The sequence below is a fragment of the Nocardia sp. CC227C genome (assembly GCF_030767025.1).
Classification (GTDB): Bacteria; Actinomycetota; Actinomycetes; order Mycobacteriales; family Mycobacteriaceae; genus Nocardia.
The window spans coordinates 1-19,943 of record NZ_JASITE010000004.1 but is presented as its reverse complement, the minus strand read 5'-3'; the positions used below and the strand labels follow the sequence as shown (position 1 = coordinate 19,943).

Annotated in this window: 17 protein-coding genes and 1 riboswitch; of the genes, 9 read left to right on the top strand and 8 right to left on the bottom strand. The window is 69.5% G+C overall.

Annotation, left to right across the window (positions count from 1 at the left end; translation table 11 throughout):
- Positions 1–10 precede the first annotated feature (10 nt).
- From QMO76_RS08615 to QMO76_RS08595, 5 genes are all read right to left on the bottom strand, one after another.
- Positions 11–943 carry a cation diffusion facilitator family transporter gene (locus QMO76_RS08615; protein ID WP_306360668.1) on the bottom strand — a complete coding sequence of 311 codons (933 nt, stop codon included), beginning with the start codon at positions 941–943 and terminating at the stop codon, positions 11–13.
- A gap of 65 nt (positions 944–1,008) precedes the next feature.
- A complete protein-coding gene (gene manA / locus QMO76_RS08610) occupies positions 1,009–2,235 on the bottom strand; it encodes a mannose-6-phosphate isomerase, class I (protein WP_306360667.1) in 1,227 nt (408 codons plus the stop codon).
- Positions 2,235–3,416 (bottom strand): tobH protein, encoded by a 1,182-nt coding sequence (locus tag QMO76_RS08605; RefSeq protein WP_306360666.1) that lies wholly within the window; start codon positions 3,414–3,416, stop codon positions 2,235–2,237. The genes manA and QMO76_RS08605 overlap by 1 nt, the downstream gene beginning before the upstream one ends.
- Positions 3,417–3,485: 69 nt before the next feature.
- Positions 3,486–4,862, bottom strand: coding sequence for a phosphomannomutase/phosphoglucomutase (locus QMO76_RS08600; RefSeq protein ID WP_306360665.1), 1,377 nt, complete (start codon positions 4,860–4,862; stop codon positions 3,486–3,488).
- A gap of 79 nt (positions 4,863–4,941) precedes the next feature.
- The gene (locus QMO76_RS08595) at positions 4,942–5,337 is read right to left on the bottom strand and encodes a DUF3499 domain-containing protein (RefSeq protein ID WP_372341948.1); all 396 of its coding nucleotides are present in this window, start codon (positions 5,335–5,337) and stop codon (positions 4,942–4,944) included.
- A gap of 743 nt (positions 5,338–6,080) precedes the next feature.
- Here QMO76_RS08595 and QMO76_RS08590 point away from each other — a divergent pair.
- A complete protein-coding gene (locus QMO76_RS08590) occupies positions 6,081–6,560 on the top strand; it encodes a metallopeptidase family protein (protein WP_306360663.1) in 480 nt (159 codons plus the stop codon).
- Positions 6,561–7,042: 482 nt separating this feature from the next.
- On the opposite strand, the gene QMO76_RS08585 is transcribed toward QMO76_RS08590, so the two are convergent.
- Entirely contained in the window at positions 7,043–7,309 is a 267-nt protein-coding gene (locus QMO76_RS08585; protein WP_306361119.1) for a WhiB family transcriptional regulator, read from the bottom strand.
- Positions 7,310–7,893: 584 nt separating this feature from the next.
- On the opposite strand from QMO76_RS08585, the gene cofD reads away from it, so the two are divergent.
- The 5 genes from cofD to QMO76_RS08560 all read left to right on the top strand — a co-directional run bounded on the left by cofD (position 7,894) and on the right by QMO76_RS08560 (position 11,885).
- On the top strand, positions 7,894–8,853 hold the full coding sequence (gene cofD, locus QMO76_RS08580) for a 2-phospho-L-lactate transferase (RefSeq protein ID WP_306361118.1): 960 nt from the start codon (positions 7,894–7,896) through the stop codon (positions 8,851–8,853).
- Positions 8,850–10,205, top strand: coding sequence for a coenzyme F420-0:L-glutamate ligase (locus QMO76_RS08575; RefSeq protein WP_306360662.1), 1,356 nt, complete (start codon positions 8,850–8,852; stop codon positions 10,203–10,205). The genes cofD and QMO76_RS08575 overlap by 4 nt, the downstream gene beginning before the upstream one ends.
- Positions 10,206–10,246: 41 nt before the next feature.
- Positions 10,247–10,426: a hypothetical protein gene (locus QMO76_RS08570; RefSeq protein ID WP_306360661.1), complete on the top strand. Its 180-nt coding sequence runs from the start codon at positions 10,247–10,249 to the stop codon at positions 10,424–10,426.
- A complete protein-coding gene (locus QMO76_RS08565) occupies positions 10,423–10,941 on the top strand; it encodes an NUDIX hydrolase (RefSeq protein WP_306360660.1) in 519 nt (172 codons plus the stop codon). The genes QMO76_RS08570 and QMO76_RS08565 overlap by 4 nt, the downstream gene beginning before the upstream one ends.
- Before the next feature lie 256 nt (positions 10,942–11,197).
- A riboswitch (FMN riboswitch) is annotated at positions 11,198–11,365 on the top strand.
- A gap of 55 nt (positions 11,366–11,420) precedes the next feature.
- Positions 11,421–11,885 (top strand): 6,7-dimethyl-8-ribityllumazine synthase, encoded by a 465-nt coding sequence (locus QMO76_RS08560; RefSeq protein ID WP_306360659.1) that lies wholly within the window; start codon positions 11,421–11,423, stop codon positions 11,883–11,885.
- 146 nt (positions 11,886–12,031) lie between these two features.
- On the opposite strand, the gene QMO76_RS08555 is transcribed toward QMO76_RS08560, so the two are convergent.
- A complete protein-coding gene (locus QMO76_RS08555) occupies positions 12,032–13,411 on the bottom strand; it encodes a cation:dicarboxylate symporter family transporter (RefSeq protein ID WP_306360658.1) in 1,380 nt (459 codons plus the stop codon).
- A gap of 105 nt (positions 13,412–13,516) precedes the next feature.
- Between QMO76_RS08555 and QMO76_RS08550 the strand changes: the two genes are divergently transcribed.
- From QMO76_RS08550 to QMO76_RS08540, 3 genes are all read left to right on the top strand, one after another.
- On the top strand, positions 13,517–15,088 hold the full coding sequence (locus QMO76_RS08550) for a sensor histidine kinase (protein WP_306360657.1): 1,572 nt from the start codon (positions 13,517–13,519) through the stop codon (positions 15,086–15,088).
- Positions 15,085–15,804 carry a response regulator gene (locus QMO76_RS08545; RefSeq protein ID WP_306360656.1) on the top strand — a complete coding sequence of 240 codons (720 nt, stop codon included), beginning with the start codon at positions 15,085–15,087 and terminating at the stop codon, positions 15,802–15,804. Before QMO76_RS08550 ends, QMO76_RS08545 begins: the two co-directional genes overlap by 4 nt.
- A 343-nt stretch (positions 15,805–16,147) precedes the next feature.
- Positions 16,148–17,305 carry an alkane 1-monooxygenase gene (locus QMO76_RS08540; RefSeq protein ID WP_306360655.1) on the top strand — a complete coding sequence of 386 codons (1,158 nt, stop codon included), beginning with the start codon at positions 16,148–16,150 and terminating at the stop codon, positions 17,303–17,305.
- A gap of 328 nt (positions 17,306–17,633) precedes the next feature.
- On the opposite strand, the gene QMO76_RS08535 is transcribed toward QMO76_RS08540, so the two are convergent.
- Positions 17,634–19,691 carry an NAD(+) synthase gene (locus QMO76_RS08535; protein ID WP_306360654.1) on the bottom strand — a complete coding sequence of 686 codons (2,058 nt, stop codon included), beginning with the start codon at positions 19,689–19,691 and terminating at the stop codon, positions 17,634–17,636.
- Positions 19,692–19,943: the final 252 nt, after the last annotated feature.

Here is a 19,943-nt window from a genome sequence, read left to right as displayed (position 1 = left end):
CGCTCGGTCGCTATGCGCTCGGTAAGGCGGTGGCGCTGCGGTACAGGTCCGGCTCCAGGTACATGACCTTGGCGATCGGCACCGCCGCACGCACCCGTGCCTCGGCGTCGTCGATGGCGGCGGCGATATCGCCGATCTCCAGCCCGGGCACGATGGCGACCTTGGCCGCCACCAGCAGCTCCTCCGGGCCGAGGTACTGGGTCTTGAGGTGGATGACCCGGTCGATCCGGCTGCCGTCGACCAACTGCTCGCGAATCAGCTTGTCGTCCTCGGCGACCGCGCCCTCACCGATGAGCAGGCTCTTCATCTCCACGATGAGGATGGCGGCGATGACGCCCAGCAGTACGCCGATGCACAGCGTGCCGATGCCGTCCCAGACCGGGTCGCCGGTGACGACGGTCATGCTGACCGCGCCGAAGGCCAGCATCAGGCCGATCAGCGCGCCCGAGTCCTCGAGCAGCACTACCGGCAGTTCCGGATGCCGCGAGGTGCGGATGAACCGCCACCAGCTGGCGTCGCCCTTGAGCGGGCGCGACTCCTTGACGGCGGTGATCATGCTGAAGGTCTCCAACCCGATCGCGATACCGAGAATCACGATGGCCACCATCGGACTGGACAGTTCCTCCGGATGCTGGACCTTGTGTACGCCCTCGTAGAGCGCGTACAGCGAACCGAGCGCGAAGATCACCAGCGCGACCACGAACGAGTAGAAGTAGCGATTGCGCCCGTACCCGAACTGGTGCAGGTTGTCGGCCTCCTGCGCGGCCCGGCGCTGCCCGAACAGCAGCAGACCCTGATTGCAGGTGTCGGCCACCGAGTGCACGGCCTCCGCCAGCATGGACGCCGATCCGGTGATCCCCGCGCCCACGAATTTCGCGACCGCGATACCGCCATTGGCGGTCATCGCCGCGATGATCGCCTTCCTACCGCCACCCGCAGCCACCGTTCGTCCCTTCCGGAGCCCTGTGATCCTGACGATTCGCCGGGCTCAGAGTACCGCCGCGATGATCAAACGGAGGCGCAGAACAGCTGTGCCGGACCGTCTATCGCCTGCGCGGTGATCGGCGCGTCGGTGGCGGAGATCCAGGCCGCGCGGCCACACGGCACCTCGAGGTCGTGACCGTGCTGGGACAGGCGCACCGCGCCCAGGGTGCACAGTGCGATCTTGGGGCCGGAGGCGGGCAGCGGGAGCGGTGGTTGCCCCTCGGCCAATTCCACTCGCCGCAGGGTGAATTCCGCCGCGGGCGTGCGGTACCGGTACATGCCCGCGGCTTCCGTCTCCGGCGCCACGACGGGCAGGTCGAGGGGTTCGAAATCCAGGACGCGCAATAGTTCCGGCACGTCCACGTGCTTGGGGGTGAGGCCGCCGCGCAGCACATTGTCGGAGTTGGCCATGATCTCCACGCCGACGCCGCGCAGGTAGGCGTGCAGATTCCCGGCCGCGAGAAACAGGCCCTCACCGGGTTCGAGGGTGATCCGGTTGAGCAGCAGCGCCGCCAGCACCCCGGCATCACCCGGATACGCCTCGGCCAGCTCCAGCGCGGTCTTCACCTCGGCGGTGAATTCCTTGCGCGCGCCGTTGTTTCCGGCGTCGCGGTCGGACAGGTAGCGCACGCAGCCGTCGAGCATCTTGGGCAGCAGGGTGGCCAGCGCGGACTGCGGCAACGCGATCCAGGTGGTGAACAGGGTGCGCAGGCCCGCCGAATCGGGCTGGGCGGCAAGCAGATCCGCGTAGGAGGCGAGTTCGGGCACCGCCAGGGCCTGGAGCAGGCGCACGGTGGCATTCGGGTCGCGGAATCCGGCCAGGGCCTCGAAACGGTCCAGGGCGACGACCAGTTCGGGCTTGTGGTTCTCGTCGCGGTAGTTGCGCATGGGCGAGTCGATGGGCACGCCCGTGTGGTTCTCCCGCGCGAATCCGGCGCGTGCCTGTTCGAGGCTGGGATGCGCCTGGAGTGACAGCGGTTCCTCGGCGGCGAGGATCTTCAGCAGGAACGGCAGCCGTCCGTCGAACTCGCCCGCGACCGGGCCGAGTTCGCGTTGTGGATCGGCTGCGAGCAGCTCGAGCAGTGAGCGATCGTGACCGTTGACGCGCACCCGCGCCGGATCGGCGGGGTGTGCACCGAACCAGAGTTCGGCTTCCGGATGCGCGGACGGGACCGGTCGGCCGCACAGCTGAGCGAGCGCGGTGCGCGAACCCCAAGCATAGGAGCGCAGCGCACCAACGAGTTCGTGCACTAGTAGTGTCCCCCGTCGTAGTGTCCCGGCGTCGTTGCCGGACGGGAACCGAGTAGTCGTAGATACGCAGCGGCCATCTCCAGGCGCAGGGCCAATACCGCGAGCTGTTCCAATTCTCCGCCTCGTCCGGCGGGAGCGGCCTGGCCTTCGGCGGGGGCGGGCGATCCCGCGCCCATGAGGTCCACGTCGACATTGACCAGATCGGCGTCCACCAAACCCTGGCCCGCGCCGAAGACGGCCAGCCGCCGCCGCGCCGCCACCTGATCGGCGTCCGCGGTCACCACGAACACCCGCACCTTGTCCACGGGGGCGGGACCGTCGAGCTGCTCGTCGTGGAACAGCGGGTCGTAGCCGGGGGCGTCCACCCCGGCGGCCTCCACCATGCGGGCGTGCGCGGCCACGGTCTCGGCGAGATCGGCCGAGGCCACGATCTGACCGGCGGTGGCCAGCAGCACCTCGGCCGCGTGCTCGGCCAGTTCGATGGCGGCGGGGGAATCGCCCGCGAGCACGATGCGGCGCTCCCGCATCCGGGTGGCGAGGGCTTTGGCGGGATTGTGGAAGGACTCGTTCTGCGGGCCGCCGCGCAGCGCCTCGGCATCCAGCAGGTCGGCGAGCGAACTCAGGTCGGGAACCAGCGGTGCGATGCGGCCGGGGTCCAGCGCCGTCAGCACGGCGGTGCCGACCGCCAGGAACCGCAGCATCCGATTGTGGTCGAGGACGGGCACGCGCGGGGGCAGCACGGTGGCCCGGCCCGCGGCGACGGCGCGCATCGGACCCTCGTCGGGAGCCGCGACCACCACCTCCGCGCCGCGGCGCAGCGCCCGGTCCACCGCCTCGGCCAGCCGCGGATCGCCCGCGTCGTCACCGGCCACCAGCACCACGTCGAGGGGACCCACCCACGGCGGAATCGTGGTGGCGGGCACGACCGGCAGATTGGCGCGGTCGCCGAGTGCGGCGATCAGAATGCCCGCCGCCCGGGCCGCCCGGCCCGAGCCGGACACCATGACCAGGCTGCGCGGCCGCATACCGGTGAGACGACGCAGGATGTCCTCGTCGATGGCCGCGGCGGTGGCGCGCACCTGCGCACCCGCCGACGCGGCGGAACGCAGTGTCCCTCCGGAATCGGCCGCCTCCAGCGAGGCGACGTCATCGAGGTCCAGAACCGGTGTCCCAGCGATCATGGGCGTTGCCACCTCCCCTCATCGGGTCACCCGCGTGCGAATCCACGCTCTGTGATTCCACTATTCCAGTCAGCCGCGCACGATGCTCAGAATCTCGGTTACGAGTGCGTCTACTTCCTCCTGCGATCGGGCTTCGACATTGAGGCGCAGCAGCGGTTCGGTATTGGAGGCACGCAGGTTGAACCACGCGCCTTCGGGCAGTTGCACGGTCACGCCGTCGAGCCGGTCCACCGCGGCGGCCCGATCGCGGAACGCCTCCACCACCGCCATGGTCCGCTCCTTCGCATCCGCCACTGTTGAGTTGATCTCACCGGAGCCCGCATATGTTGCATAGGCGGACGCGAGCTCGGACATCGGGCGGTCCTTCTCGCCCAGCGCGGCCAGCACGTGCAGGGCCGCCAGCATGCCGGAATCCGCGCCCCAGAAGTCGCGGAAGTAGTAGTGCGCGGAATGCTCACCGCCGAAGATCGCGCCGGTGGCGGCCATCTGCTGCTTGATGAAGGAGTGGCCGACGCGGGTGCGCACCGGGGTGCCGCCGAGTTCCTGCACCAACTCCGGCACCGCCTTGGAGGTGATCAGATTGTGGATGACGGTCGCGCCCGGCTCCTTGGCCAGCTCACGCTCGGCCACCAGCGCGGTCACCGCCGACGGGGAGACCGGGTCGCCCTTCTCGTCCACCACGAAGCAGCGGTCGGCGTCGCCGTCGAAGGCCAGCCCGATATCGGCCCCGGTCTGGCGGACGAACTCCTGCAGATCCACCAGATTCTTCGGATCCAGGGGATTGGCTTCGTGATTGGGGAAGGTGCCGTCGAGTTCGAAATAGAGCGGTTCGATGGTGAACTGCGGCAGCGTGCCCAGGACGGCGGGCACGGTGAAGCCGCCCATGCCGTTGCCCGCGTCCACGGCGATGCGCAGCGGGCGCGACGCGCTCAGATCGACCAGTTTGTGCAGGAAGGCCGCGTAGGCGGAGAGCAGGTCCTGCTCGGTGGCGGTGCCCGGCTCGCCGTCGTAGGCGGGCACGCCGTTGATCACCTCGTCGGTGATGGTGGCCAGGCCGGTGTCCTGCCCGACCGGAAGCGCCTTGGCGCGGCACAGCTTGATGCCGTTGTACCGGGCCGGATTGTGCGAGGCGGTGAACATGGCGCCCGGGCAGTCGAGATGGCCGGAGGCGAAGTACAACTCGTCGGTGGAGGCCAGGCCGATGTGGACCACGTCGAGGCCCTGGGCCTGTACGCCCGCGGCGAAGGCGGCGGCCAGCGCGGGGGAGGAGTCGCGCATATCGTGGCCGATCACGACCTGCCGCGCGCCCTCCTCGCGCATCAGCCGCGCGAACGACGCACCGACATCCTTGACGAAATCCGCGTCGATCTGTTCGCCCACTACCCCGCGAACGTCGTACGCCTTGATCACTGCATGAACGGAATCGGCAGACCGGGCGACTGTCATAGCCAACACCCTAGTAGGAGAACCGCTGTGCTGGTCCGCCTGCCCGACTTCAGCGCCCGGTCGAGTGCGCATCAGGGGATCAGCCGGGTGGGTCGGGGAGGACCCGGAGGTGACCACGGCGTCCGGTGCGTCCGGTGCGGGTGGTGCGCTGCGGGGGTGCGTAGTCGGAGTATCCGGGATATCCGGGCTGTTCCGGTTCCGGTGACCGCCGTCGTAGCCCCGCTTCGCGCACGGCCTCGGCCAAGGCGGTCAGATCGTCGTCATCCGGTGTGCTGGACGAGAACCCGCCCTCGTGCCGCACCATCTCCCAGCCCTTCGGGGCGGTAATCCGGGACGCATGTGTTTCACACAGATCCCAGGAGTGCGGCTCGGCCACCGTGGCCAGCGGCCCGACCACGGCCGTCGACTCGGAGTACACATAGGTCAGCGTCGCGACGGCCGGGTTCTTGCAGCCTGGACGGCAGCAACGACGCATGGGAATCACGCCAAGCAGGGTAACCCCCCTCACGCCTCGCCGGGGACAGACACGCTCAATGTTGCCGGTCTCACTCCGGCGGTTCCCCGCATACAGGACCTTTCCACCCAGCGATTCCACCCGAATTCCCCCACGCCCACCCCACCCGGGACCACCCCCGCACCCCCGCCGCGTCGCCATCGCCCACCCCACGGTGCAGCCGCCCATCAGCCCCGGCGGAGGACCACTTCGCCCGCATTGCCGTACGCCCCCTTCATCCGCGCCCCGGCCGCCCACCGCGCCCACTCCTCATAAGCGCCCACCGCGTCCTCTCGTCGCAAGCGCCTGCCGCGTCCTCTCGTCGCAAGCGCCTGCCGCGTCCTCTCGTCGCAAGCGCCTGCCGCGTCCTCTCGTCGCAAGCGCCTGCCGCGTCCTCTCGTCGCAAGCGCCCACCGCGTCCTCTCGTCGCAAGCGCCTGCCGCGTCCTCTCGTCGCAAGCGCCTGCCGCGTCCTCTCGTCGCAAGCGCCCACCGCGTCCTCTCGTCGCAAGCGCCGCTGCGTCCACTCGTCACGAGCGCCTGCCGCGTCCACTCGTCGCAAGCGCCCTGCCGCATCCACCCTCCGATTCGCGGCGCGTCCCGGTTCTGGACTGACCGGAGCGGAGGAGCGAAGCGGGGGAGCGGAGGGAGGGAAGAACCGGGACCTCCAGCGCCGCGAATCCGCCGGAGCGGAGCGGAGGCAATCGAACGCAGTAGATTCTTCGTATGACCCGTTCACGTAAGAGGCGACCGCCCACCGCGCGGTCGGTGATCCGCCGCGGGCGGGGTGTGCGCGGGCCGATGTTGCCGCCGACCGTTCCGGCTTGGCGCACTCGCGGCCAGCAGTTCGACCGCCTCGTGCTGGAGGCGTTCGCGCCCCTCGACGGCCGCTGGCACGACCGCCTCACGAAGCTCGATATCGCGGTCGACGACGTCCCGAAAATCCGTCCGCTGCACCCGGATTCGGTCACCTGGCCGGATGAGGTGGTGGCCGACGGCCCGGTGCCGCTGTCGCGGCTGATTCCCGCGGGCGTGGATCGCCACGGCGTGGCCACCCGTGCCCGCGTGGTCCTGTTCCGCAAACCCCTGGAGTTGCGCGCGGGCGACCCCGACGACCTGGTGGATCTCCTGCGCGAGGTGCTGGTCCAGCAGATCGCCACCTACCTGGGCGTAGACCCGGACGTGATCGACCCCGCCCCGGAGTAGATCAGGACGTGGTCGACGCGGTCTCGGCGTGGATCCGGAGGTGATCGACGCGGTACCGGAGTGGATCCGGACGTCTACGCTGCCCCGGCGTGCACCCGGAGGTGATCGACGCGGTACCGGAGTGGATCCGGACGTCTACGCTGCCCCGGCGTGCACCCGGAGGTGACCGACGCGGCCCGTAGTCGACCCGGACGTCTTCGACGCTGCCCGCGCGCGGTCGAGCCGTGTCGGTGCGGCGTGGGGGGAACCGAGTGGGCTTGCCGCTCGGGAGAATTGGTCACCCGTATGCCGCGCCGGGCTGGGTAGCCGTGCGGATTCCGTCGGGTGCTGGGGATTCGGTGGAGAGTGGCCCACCCTCATCGGATCTCGTCGCGATGGTCGCGACGGGATCGGGGGCCTACTCGTCCGGCTGTGCTACCTCGCCACCTCATCGGCGGCGGGGCGAAAACTCAGGTGGTGCAACGGATTGCCGCTGCGATACCTCAGATGATTCCTCGCTTGAGGCGGCGGCGTTCGCGTTCGGAGAGCCCGCCCCAGATGCCGAAGCGCTCATCGTGGGCGAGGGCGTACTCGAGGCATTCGTCGCGGACCTCGCAGCCCTGACAGATGCGCTTGGCCTCGCGGGTGGAACCACCCTTCTCCGGGAAGAACGCCTCGGGATCGGTTTGGGCGCACAGGGCCCGCTCCTGCCACTGTTCGGCGTCCATCTCCCGGCTCGAACGCGCGACGGCGTCGAGCATGTCGTCCATCCCGGTGACGATCAGGCTGAGCCGCGGCGCCTCCGGTTGGAGTTGCGTGCGGGCCCACTGTCCCCCGTGGTGCCGTGTCGTCATGTCACCCCCCTCGTATCCGATTCGGTTGTCGGCGCAGAAGTCTGGTGCTGCGCCTGCTGTGGAATCGGTTTGCGATACACCGCCCGGAATGCCTGACGGGGCCAGCTCATCGGCCATCGCTCCGCCTCCTCACTGTGTGTTAGCGCAGAATGATTAATCCGTCGACAGCCGTTCCCACCGACGGCCCAACACCGCGACGTTGTCCCGCGGACATCCCCGAGCTAGCGCCATCCCGTTGCGAACATCTGTTCGAAAATCCGTTCGCGCCTTGCTCTCTCGCGCGAACCCGGAATGACATGCCTGTGATTAGACACGCCGGGCGTGGCGGTGGTCAAGCCGCCGAAGCTATTCCGTTACCATCCTCGATCCCTTTACCCGAACCGCGGCGACTCAAACCAGCAAATGACCGGCAAATATGGCGTACGGCGGGTTCCCGCGACGACCGCATAGGCTGTGCGGATGTGACTGGAGAACAAGCGGAGAGCGCGCCCGGCACCGGCCTGCGGATCGCGGTCCTGGTCGGCGGCGTCGGCGGCGCGCGGTTCCTGCAGGGCGTGCGCGAGCTGCTGCCCGGCGCGGACGTGACTGCCATCGTCAATATCGGCGACGACGTCTGGATGCACGGCCTGCGCATCTGCCCTGACCTGGACACCTGCATGTACACCCTGGGTGGCGGCATCGATCCGGAGCGGGGCTGGGGGCATGCGAACGAGACCTGGAACGCCAAGGAGGAACTGGCGAGATATCAGGCTCAGCCCGATTGGTTCGGGTTGGGGGATCGCGATATCGCCACCCATCTCATCCGCAGTGAAATGCTGCGCCAGGGGTACCCGCTCTCGGCGGTCACCGAGGCCCTCTGCAACCGGTGGCAACCCGGCGTGAAGCTGCTCCCGGCAACCGACGACAGGTGTGAAACTCACGTCGTGATCGATGACCCGGAGAATGCTGGCGAACGCCGCGCGATCCATTTCCAGGAGTGGTGGGTTCGCTACCGGGCCAATGTAGAGACCCATGGATTCGTGACTATTGGGGCTGATGTGGCGAAACCGGCCCCGGGTGTGACGGAAATCATAGAATCCGCGGATGCGGTGTTGCTGGCCCCCTCCAACCCCGTCGTGAGCATCGGCGCCATCCTGTCCGTGCCCGGCATTCGCGGCGCGCTGCGCACCACTACCGCCAAGGTAGTCGGCATCGCGCCGGTGATCGGTGGAAAACCGTTGCGCGGCATGGCCGATGCCTGCCTGTCGGTGATCGGCGTCGCGTCCGACGCCGAATCCGTCGGCAACCACTACGGCGCGCGCTCGGCCACCGGCATCCTGGACGGCTGGCTGGTGCACAGCACCGATACCGCCGTGGTGCCGGGCGTCGAGGTGCGCAGCGTGCCGCTGCTCATGACCGATCCGGCCGCCACCGCCGAGATGGTGCGCGAGGCCCTGGATGTCGCGGGAGTCAAGCCATGAGCGCGGAGCGGGTGACCGACCACGCGGTGGGCGGCGAGCTGCGCATCCTGCCCGTCCACGGACTGCCCGAATTCCGTCCCGGCGACGATCTGGCCGATGCCGTCGCGGCCCGGGCGCCCTGGCTGGAGGACGGGGACATCCTGGTGGTCACCAGCAAGATCGTCGCCAAGGCCGAGGGCCGCGTGGTGGCCGCCCCGACCGATCCGGAGGCGCGGGACACCGCACGCCGGGAACTGGTGGCGCGGGAGGCGGTGCGGGTACTGGCCCGCAAGGGCCGCACCCTGATCACCGAGAACAAGCTCGGCATCGTGCAGGCCGCCTCCGGGGTGGACGGCTCCAATGTCGAACAGGGCGAATTGGTGCTGCTCCCGGTCGATCCCGACGCCAGCGCCAAGGCGCTGCGCACCGCGCTGGCCGACCGGCTCGGCGTGCGGGTCGCCGTGGTCGTCACCGACACCATGGGCCGCGCCTGGCGCAACGGCCAGACCGATACCGCCATCGGCTCCTCGGGCCTGCGGGTCCTGCACGACTACAACGGGGCGGTCGACGGGCAGGGCAATGAACTGCACGTCACCCAGGTCGCCGTCGCCGACGAGCTGGCCGCCGCCGCCGATCTGGTGAAGGGCAAACTCGCCGGCGTGCCCGTGGCCGTGGTGCGCGGACTCGAATACGGCGACGACGGCTCCACCGCCGCGGACCTGCTGCGCCGCGGCGAGGAAGACCTGTTCTGGCTGGGCACCGCCGAGGCCATCGAACAGGGCCGCCGGGAAGCGCTGCTGCTGCGCCGCTCGGTGCGGCAGTTCGCCGACACCCCGGTGCCGCCCGAGATCATCCGCTCCGCCGTGGCGGACGCCCTCACCGCACCGGCTCCCCATCACACCCGCCCGGTGCGGTTCGTCTGGGTGCGCGAGCGGGGGCTGCGGCTGCGGTTGCTGGAAGCCATGGCGGAGAAGTGGCGCGCCGACCTCAAAGCCGACGGGCTGAGCCCCGAACGCGTGGAGCGGCGGGTCGCCCGCGGCCGCATCCTCTTCGACGCCCCCGAGGTGATCATCCCGTTCTGCGTGCCCGACGGCGCGCACGACTACCCCGACGCCACCCGCCGCGCGGCCGAGTCCACCATGTTCACCGTGGCGGTGGGCGCGGCCGTGCAGGGCCTGCTGGTCGCGCTCGCCACCCGGGGCGTCGGCAGCTGCTGGATCGGCTCCACCATCTTCGCGCCGGAGATCACTCGCGCGGCGCTCCGCCTGGAGGATGACTGGAATCCCCTGGGAGCCATCGCGATCGGCTACGCGCCGGAGGAACTGGCGCCCCGCGAACCGCGCGATCCCGGCGTCGGTCTGGTGGAACTGTGAGCCGTCGATCACTTCGAGGTCCGGCGAGCTACGGCGCAGTCGTGAGCCGTAGATCACTGCCGGGGCCGGCGAGCGACGGCGCGGTTGTGGGCCGTCGGCCACCACTGTGTCCGACGCTGCGCGGCGAGGAACGACCGGACCTGGCGCGGCGCAGCGTGCCCGGCACCGTGGCGGTCGCCGCGCGGGCAATCGACCACGGCCTGCCGGGGGTGCCCGGGTGAGCGCGGAATCACTGCACAAGTCGGCCGTCGAACTGCTCGAAACCTGGTCGCCGCCAACGACGTCCGACGAATCCCTGCGCGAGGCCATGCTGGCGTTCCTCGGCTCGGCTCCGCGCGGCTGCCTGCGTGAGCACGCGCCGGGCCACATCACCGCCTCGGCGGTGGTGTTCTCCCACGACGGCAGCGAGGTGCTGCTCACCCTGCATCCGAAGGTGGGCCGCTGGATTCAGCTGGGTGGCCACTGCGAGGAGGCCGACGACACGGTGTCGGCGGCCGCCTTCCGGGAGGCCGTCGAGGAGTCCGGCATTCCGGACCTGGTACTGGAGCCCGGCCTCTACGGTGCGCAGGCCCACCCCATCACCTGTTCGCTCGGCGTCCCCACCCGCCACCTGGACCTGCTCTTCCGCATCCGTGCCCCCGAGGGGGCCGTCCCGGTGCGCAGCTCGGAATCCGCGGACCTGCGCTGGTGGCCCGTCGACGCCCTCCCGGCGGACGCGGACGTCCTGCTGCGCTGACCGTGCTGTTGCCCCGATGGACGCGGGTGTGCCGCTGCGCTGAGCGCGCCGTCGCCCCCGCAACATCCGGATGAGCTGCCGTACTGATCATGTCGGCCACCCGGCGCACCCGGACCCGCACCGTGGGCTCCGCGTCGCCGAGGCGGTTCGGTGAACATGGCTGGCACGGTCGCACCCACGCTGGAGAGCGGCGAAGCTCCCATCCACCGAACACGCCGATGTCGTGAGGTCGATACCCGTGTTATGTTCGGCGAGTACACGTTCTCAGGGCGGGGTGGAAGTCCCCACCGGCGGAAATGGCGTCCGGACCGATCCGGTGCGCACGAGCCCGCGAGCGCCGCGCGGTCCACGGACCGGGCGGGTCGAGCAGATTCCGGTGTGATTCCGGAGCCGACGGTCACAGTCCGGATGGAAGAGAACGCGGCGCATCGGCCTTCCCGTCGAACACGGGTGGGCCTGTTCGCGTCGCCTTGCCCTGGGTGACAGCGAACAGGAGGAAACTCATGTCACCCACCCGTATCGCCCTCGTCGCGGCGCGCTGGCACGCCGACATCGTCGACCGGGCCGTCGAGGCCGCCCGCATCGCACTGGCCGACCACGGTTACACCGAGGTCGACGTGATCGAGGTGCCCGGCGCGTTCGAAATCCCGTTGCGGGTCAAGCGTTTGGCCGCCAGCGGTGACTACGTCGGGATCGCCGGTGTCGCGCTCGTGGTCGACGGCGGCATCTACCGGCACGACTTCGTCGCCGCCACCGTCGTGGACGCGCTCATGCGGGTGCAGCTGGAGACCGATGTGCCGGTGTTCTCGGCCGTGCTCACCCCGCACCACTTCCACGAGCACACCGAGCACCTGGACTACTTCGCCCGCCACTTCACGGTCAAGGGAACGGAATTGGCGAATGCCATCGCGGCCACGGTCAGAGTTCCCGCCGCCGCGTCCTGAACCTGCCCCCGGACGACGGACGTCCCCGCACCGCTGCCGCGCCCGCTGTGGGCTGCGGGGGCATGTGGTGCGGGGACGTCGGCCACCGATTCGCCAGGGGTGCGTCTCGGCGGCGACTGGTTCCGGCCCGGGAAATGTTGGGCAGATCAGGCCGGAACCAGGGTCTTCCTCACTTCCGGCTCGGGTGCGTCCGCCGGATGGTCGTCCACCATGGTCGTCTCGTCGAAGGGCAGTTTGCGGTCCAGCACATCGCGCACCTGCCCGGCGTCGACGGTCCGGGTCCAGGTGCCGACCAGCACGGTGGCGACGGCATTGCCCGAGAAGTTGGTCAGCGCACGAGCTTCGGACATGAAGCGGTCGATGCCGACGATGATGCCCACCCCGTCGAGCAGGTCGGGCCGATGCGACTGGAGCCCGCCCGCGAGGGTGGCCAGGCCCGCGCCGGTGACACCCGCCGCGCCCTTCGACGCCACGATCATGAACAGCAGCAGGCCGAGCTGTTCGGTCCACGCCAGCGGCCGGCCCATGGCGTCGGCGATGAACAGCGTCGCCATGGTCAGGTAGATGGCGGTGCCGTCCAGGTTGAACGAGTATCCGGTCGGAACCACCACGCCGACGGTGGTGCGCTCCACCCCGAGGTGCTCCATCTTGGCGATGAGCCGCGGCAGCGCGGACTCCGAGGACGAGGTCGCCACGATCAGCAGGTATTCGCGCGCCAGGTACCGCACCAATTTGAAGATCGACACCCTGGCCACGGCCCACATCAGCGCGCCGAGCACCCCGAACACGAACACCACGCAGGTCAGGTAGAACGCGATCATCAGCACCGCCAGCTGCTTGACCGCGTCGAGTCCGGTGCGGGCCACCACATTCGCGATGGCGCCGAACGCGCCGACCGGGGCCAGCCACAGGATCATGGTGAGAATCCGGAACACCAGCTTCTGCAGCAGCGCCACCCCGCGCAGCAGCGGTTCACCGGTCGGGCCCATGGCCTGGATGGCGAATCCCACCAGCAGGGCCACGAACAGTGCCTGCAGCACACTGCCTGCGGTCAGCGACGACACCAGCGTGGTCGGCACGATGCCGGAGATGAAGTCCCAGGTGCCGCCCGCGCCGTGGGCGTCCTCGGCGTACTTGGCGGCGGCCCCGGCGCTCGCCGACAGATCCAGTCCGGTGCCCGGCTGCAACAGGTTGCCGACAACCAGCCCGATGGCCAGCGCGGCCGTCGACATGAGCAGGAAGTAGGCGACGGCCATGCCGCCCACCTTGCCGACCCGCGCGGCCGCCCGCACCGAACCGATGCCGAGCACGATGGTGCAGAAGATGACCGGCGCGATCATCATCTTGATCAGGCTCACGAACAGGGCGCCCAGCTCGCCCACCGACCTGCCCACACCGGGGGCCAGCCAGCCCACCAGGATGCCCGCCAGCACCGCCACGATGACCGCCGAATACAGCCAGTGGGTGCGGTCGCGGCGGGGTCGCCGCCGCCCTGTCGTCTCGCCGTGCACTGCCGTTTCGCTCATCGGGGTCGTCCTTCGCCGGTCGCTGCGTGAGCGCACTCACACACTTTTCGGTCAGAATGATGGGCCGCGGCAGTGATGCCGGTCACTGTTTCGTTCATTACGTTCATGGAAGGCCACCGGGTGAAGCGACGAGTCCAGCGCCGTCGGCGCAGTCTGGCCGGACGGGTGTTCGTGGTGCAGCTGGTGGTGTTGGCGCTGGTCATCGGTGCGGGCACGGCCCTGGGGGTGTTGCAGACGCGGCGGGAGCGCGACGAGGCGACCCGTCGTCAGGTGATCGATGTGGCCGTGACGCTGGCGCAGGCTCCGTCCACCCTGGCGGCGCTGCGCAGCCCCGATCCGCCCGCGCTGCTGCAACCGGTGACCGAGCGGATTCGCACCAGCGTCGGCATGGATTTCATCGTGGTGATGGCACCCGACCGCACCCGCTACACGCACACCGATCCGGGGCGGATCGGGAAACCGTTCAGCGGCACCATCGATCGGGCGCTGGCGGGGGAGACCTTCACCGAGACCTACGCCGGGAGCCTGGGGCCGTCCATGCGCGCGGTGACGCCGGTGCGCGATGCCGACGGCCGTATCGTGGCGCTGGTGTCGGCGGGCGTCACCCGGGCCCGGATCGGCGATCAGGTGGAGGACCAGCTGCCCGGCATCCTGGGCATCGCGGCGGCGGGCCTGGTGCTGGCCACCATCGGCTCACTGCTGCTGCGGCGCAGACTGCTGCGGCAGACCCACGGGCTGGCCCCGGACGAATTGCGCGCCCTCTACGAACATCACGAGGCCGTGCTGCATTCGGTGCACGAGGGGCTGCTCGTCTTCGACGCCGAGGGAGAGGACGCCGTGGTGGTGAACGATGAGGCGCGCCGGCTGCTCGGGCTGCCGGAGGGGCCGGTGCGCCGGACGGATCTGCCGCGGTCGTTGCGGCAGTTGGGTTTCGAGGCGGTGCGCGACGAGGTGCATGTGACTGCGGACCACGTGCTGGTGGTGAATCAGGATGTGGTGGAGCGCGAAGGTCGGCGCATCGGTACCGTGGTCACCCTGCGTGACCATACCGAATTGCGGGATGTGCTGGGCGAACTCGATTCGGTGCGCGGTTTCGCCGACGCCCTGCGCGCCCAGGCGCACGAGGCGGCCAACCGGCTGCACACCGTCATCACCATGGTCGAACTCGGCCACACCCGCCAGGCCGTCGATTTCGCCACCGCCGAACTGGAGTTGACCCAGTCGCTCATCGACCGCATGACCGGTGCGGTGGCCGAACCGGCCGTGGTGGCGCTGCTGCTGGGCAAGGTCGAGCAGGCCGCCGAGTTCGGGGTGGAGCTCACGGTGAGCGGGGACACCGCGCTCGAGTCCACCGAACCGCTCACCCCGAACGAAATGGTCACGCTGCTGGGCAATCTCATCGACAACGCGCTCGACGCCGTCGGGCGCGACGACGACGCGTGGGTGGAGGTCACCGTGCGCAATGATCAGGAGGGACTGTTCGTGCGGGTGGCCGACAGCGGGGCGGGGATGTCCGAGGAGGTGTTCACCCGCGCCACCGAACGCGGGTATTCGACCAAGACCGACCACCATGGGCTCGGGCTCGCCCTGGTGCGCCGGTTGGTGACGCGGCACGGCGGTGAGCTGCGCGCGGTGCGCACGCCGGAATCGGCCGTGGTCGTGAGGTTCCAGCGATGACGGGGACCGACGCGGACCGCGCGACGATCCGGGTGCTCGTGGTGGAGGACGAACCCGCCATCGCCTCGGCGCACCGCTCGTACGTGGCGCGGGTGCCGGGTTTCGAGGCGGTGGCGGTGGCGCACAGCGGACGCGCGGCCTTGGACGCGGTGGCCAAGGCCGCGCGGGCGGGCGAACCCGTCGACCTGGTGCTCATGGATATCGGGCTGCCCGATATGAGCGGTCTGGATGTGGCCGCGGCACTGGCGCGTTCGCGGCGGCGGCCCGATGTCATCGCCATCACCTCCGCGCGCGATCTCGAGGTGGTGCGGGCGGCGGTGGCGCACGGGGTGGTGCTGTATCTGCTGAAGCCGTTCACCTTCGCGGCCTTTCGCGACAAGCTGGAGGGCTACCTGGAATTCCGGGCGGCGCTGCCCGACGAGACCGACGCGGTGTCGCAGCAGGACATCGACCGGGCCTTCGGCGCGCTGCGCACCACCGACACCAAGGTGGGCACACCCAAAGGTATTGCGCCGCAGACATTGCAGGAGATCACCCGGGTGCTGCGCGATGCCGCCGCCGGGCTGACGGCCGGGGACGCGGGACGGGCCATCGGGGTGTCCCGGGTCACCGCCTGGCGTTATCTGGAACGGCTGGCCGATGACGGCGTGGTGCGGCGGCAAACCGACTATGGTCGCACCGGGCGTCCGCGCGTCCGCTATGTGTGGGGTCGGTGAGCGCGGCGGACGAGAGTCGTTCCCCGTCTTCGCAGCTCCGCTGCGGCGGGTTGCGCTCACAACAATTTGGTATGAGAGGGTCGTACGGTTTGCTGCGTCCAGTGGGTTACCGCAGTGCGGCTGCGAGTTCGCTCAGGGGGGTTACGCAGGTAGTGGAGTTCACCACGGGTTTGCCTGTGATATGCGGTGATAGGCATCACATCGTCGAGTCCCGCACAACCAACTGCCTGGCATGTAACCGTTGCCACCTTTGCTCGGCTACGTGTGACGTAACGGCGGTAGGGTCTGTACATATCTACCTGCGAAGTTCCAAAGGTATCTGATTAGCGGGGAAAACGTGCAAATGGTTGGCAAACGTTCGGGTTCTCCCGATCCGAAACGCCACCTGTGGGTGTTGGGGTTGATTGCCCCGGGATGTGCGTTGCTGCCCTCACAGCTGGTGTTGCACACCGGCTCCGAGGTGTTCTGGTGGATCGGTCCGATCATCGTGCTCATCGTCATTCCGGTGCTGGACTGGGTCGTGGGCGAGGACGGCACCAATCCGCGCGACGAGGACTACGAGCTATTGTCCAACGACCGCTACTACCGCTGGTGCACGTATCTGTTCCTGCCCATCCAGCTCATCGGTCTGATCATCGCCTGCTACATGTGGGCCGGTGACGAACTGAGCCTGACCGACAAACTGGGACTGGCGGCCACGCTCGGCTTCGTCAGCGGCATCGGCATCAACGCCGCGCACGAACTCGGGCATCGCGTCGAACACCTGGAGCGCTGGCTGTCCAAGATGGCGCTGGCGCAGTCGGGCTACGGGCACTTCTTCGTGGAGCACAATCGCGGACACCACGCCCGCGTCGCCACGCCCGAGGACCCGGCCAGCGCGCGCATGGGCGAATCGCTGTGGGGATTCCTGCCGCGCAGCGTATTCGGCGGCTTCCGGTCGGCCATCGCCCTGGAACGCGACCGGCTGTGCCGAAAAGGGCACGGCTGGTGGAGTATCCACAACCACATCCTGCAAGCGTGGTCCATGACGCTGGTGCTGTTCGGCGGGCTGCTCATCGCCTTCGGCTGGGCGGTGCTGCCCTACCTGCTGTTGCAGGCGGTGATCGGGGCCGGGCTGCTCGAGACGGTCAACTACGTCGAGCACTACGGGCTGCTGCGCCGCCGCCGCGCCAACGGCCACTGGGCCCGCTGCTCCCCCCGGGACAGCTGGAACTCCGACCGCCTGGTCACGAACATCTTCCTGTTCCACCTCCAGCGGCACAGCGACCACCACGCCAATCCCGGCCGCCGCTACCAAACCCTGCGCAGCTCCGACGAGGCCCCGCAACTCCCCGCGGGCTACGCCACCATGATCGTGCTGGCCCTCATCCCCCCGCTGTGGCGACTCGTCATGGACCCGCGCCTGCTGGCCCACTACGGCGGCGACATCAGCCAAGCCAACCTCCACCCCCGCAAACGCGCCCGACTACTGACCCGCTACGGCCTGACAACCGCAGCCTGACCGGACCGCCACACCACTCCGCTCGGCCTGCTGCGCTCGGCTGTTCCCCTCGACCGCTGTGCTCGGCCGTTGCGCTCGGCTGTTCCGCTCAGTCGTTGCGCTCGGCCGCTGTGTGCGGGCTGTTGCGCTCGGCCGCTCCGCTCGGCTGTTGCGCTCGACCGCTGCGCTTGGGCAGTCTGCGCCAGGGGCGCAGGGTGGGCAAGCGCAGCACCCTCCGGGACAAGCACATCCGCCCAGGCCGCCCGCCGTGCACGTCGCGCAAGCGATCCACACCGCGCTCCCTCCTGAGCGGTGCGCGCAAGCGATCCACATCGCACGGCGCACCCACTCAGCGGTCCGGCACGTTGCGGTGCAGCTCGTCGATCCACGCCGCGGCCGAGGCGTCGCTCGGCGCCCGCCAGTCCCCGCGCGGCGAGAGCGACCCACCCGACCCGACCTTGGGCGCGTTGGGCAGGGTGGAGCGCTTGAACTGGCTGGTCTGCACGAACCGGCGCAGGAATTCCCCCAGCCAGTGCTTGATGGTGGCGATGTCGTACTCGTTGCGCTGGTCCGCCGGGATCAGATCGGGCCAGCGCCCCCGGTCGCGGTCTCCCCAGGCGTGCCGCGCCAGGTAGGCGATGCGGCTGGGCCGGTCACCGAAGCGCAGCAGATGGTAGAGGTGGAAGTCCTGGAGCTCGTAGGGCCCCACGGTGGCCTCGGAGCTCTGCGCGGGCGCATCGCAGTCCCCCGGAATGAGCTCCGGTGAGATCTCGGTCGCCAGAATGGATTTCAGCACCTCGCCGGCCTCCGCCCCCAGACCGTCGGTGTCGATGGTCCAGGCCACCAGGAATTTCACCAGCGTCTTGGGCACCGACGCGTTCACGCTGTAGTGCGCCATGTGGTCGCCCACACCGAAGGTGCACCACCCGAGGGCGAGTTCGCTGAGATCGCCGGTGCCGACGACCAGCGCCCGGTGCATATTGGCCAGCCGGAACAGATGCGAGGTGCGGTCACCGGCCTGCACATTCTCGTACGTGACGTCGTATTGCGGCACCCCGTCGGCGGCCGGATGCCCCAGATCCCGCAGCATCTGGGTGGACGACGGCCGGATGTCGATCTCGTGCGCCGTCGCCCCCACCGCGCGCATGAGCCGACGTGCGTCCTCCAGGGTGCGGCTGCTGGTGCCGAAGCCGGGCATGGTGTAGGCCAGCACGTTCGAGCGCGGCAGCCCCAGCCGGTCCATGGTCTTGGCGGCGACGATCAGCGCCACGGTGGAGTCCAGGCCGCCGGAGACACCGATGACGACCCGCTGCGAGCCGGTGGCCGCCATACGCGTGCTCAGGCCCTCCACCTGGATGTGGTGCACCTCGGCGCAGCGCTCGTTGCGGCTGGCCGGATCGGCGGGCACGTAGGGGAAGCGCGGGATCTCCCGTCGCAGCGGCACCGCGCCCGTGGGGACCGGCAGGTCCAGTTCGATGCGCCGGAAGCGGCGCAGCCGGTCGCGGTGGTCGTGCACATTGTCGGCGAAACTGGTCATGCGCAGTCGGTCGGCGGCCAGCCGGTGCAGGTCGATATCGGCCGTCACCAGCTGGGGCTGTTCGGCGAACCGTTCGCCCTCGGCGAGCAGATTGCCGTTCTCGCAGACGAGGGCCTGCCCGTCCCACGCCATATCGGTGGTCGACTCCCCGTGTCCGGCGGCCGAATACAGGTAGGCGGCCATATACCGCGCCGAGTGCGAGGTGCACAGGTCGCGCCGGTAGTCGGCCTTGCCGATGACGATATTGCTGGCGGACAGGTTCACCAGCACCGTCGCCCCGGCCAGTGCGGCGAATCCGCTGGGCGGCAACGGCACCCAGCCGTCCTCACAGATCTCCAGGTGGGCGACGAAGCCGGGCACGTTCGCGGCCGGGAACAGCAGATCGTCTCCGAACGGAACCCGTTGTCCGGCAATGGTGATGTGGTCGTCGAGCGATTCCCGCGCCGCCGCGTACTGCCGTTTCTCGTAGAACTCCCGGTAGTTCGGCAGATAGCTCTTGGGCGCGGCGCCCAGCACCCGGCCGCCCTGGATGACGATGCCGCAGTTGAACAGCCGCCCCTGTGTCCGCACCGGTGCGCCCACCACCAGCACGGTGGCGATATCCACGCTCTCGGCCACGATCCGCGTCAGCGCCGCCCCGACGGCGTCGTCGAGCGCGTCCTGATGGAACAGATCGTCGGCGGTGTAGCTGGACACCCCCAACTCGGGGAACACGGTCAGCACCGCGCCGCGCTCGGCGGCCCGCCGCGCCAGCACCAGGGTCTGCTCGGCGTTGTAGGCCGGGTCGGCCACCCGCACCCTCGGCACGGCCACCGCCACCCGCGCGAACCCGTGCCGATACAGCGAATCGAACGGCAGTTCCTGTGCCACCGGCGGTCCCCTTCGCGTTTCGGCGAATCGATCTTGCCTGCCCGCAATCTACCCACCCCCGCTCCGGAGGCCCACCAGCCGTCCCCGGTCGGTGTCCCGGCCGCGCGGATTCGCGGGACGGGTCGCAGTGCCCCGCCGCGCTCCGCGCACCCCCGGTAGGGGGTTTCCGGGGCGCAGGCCCGGGTATGTCGCGAAGTTGGACTAGCCTTGCCTGGGGAAGCAGCCGACCAGGAGAGGCAGATGACGACCGCA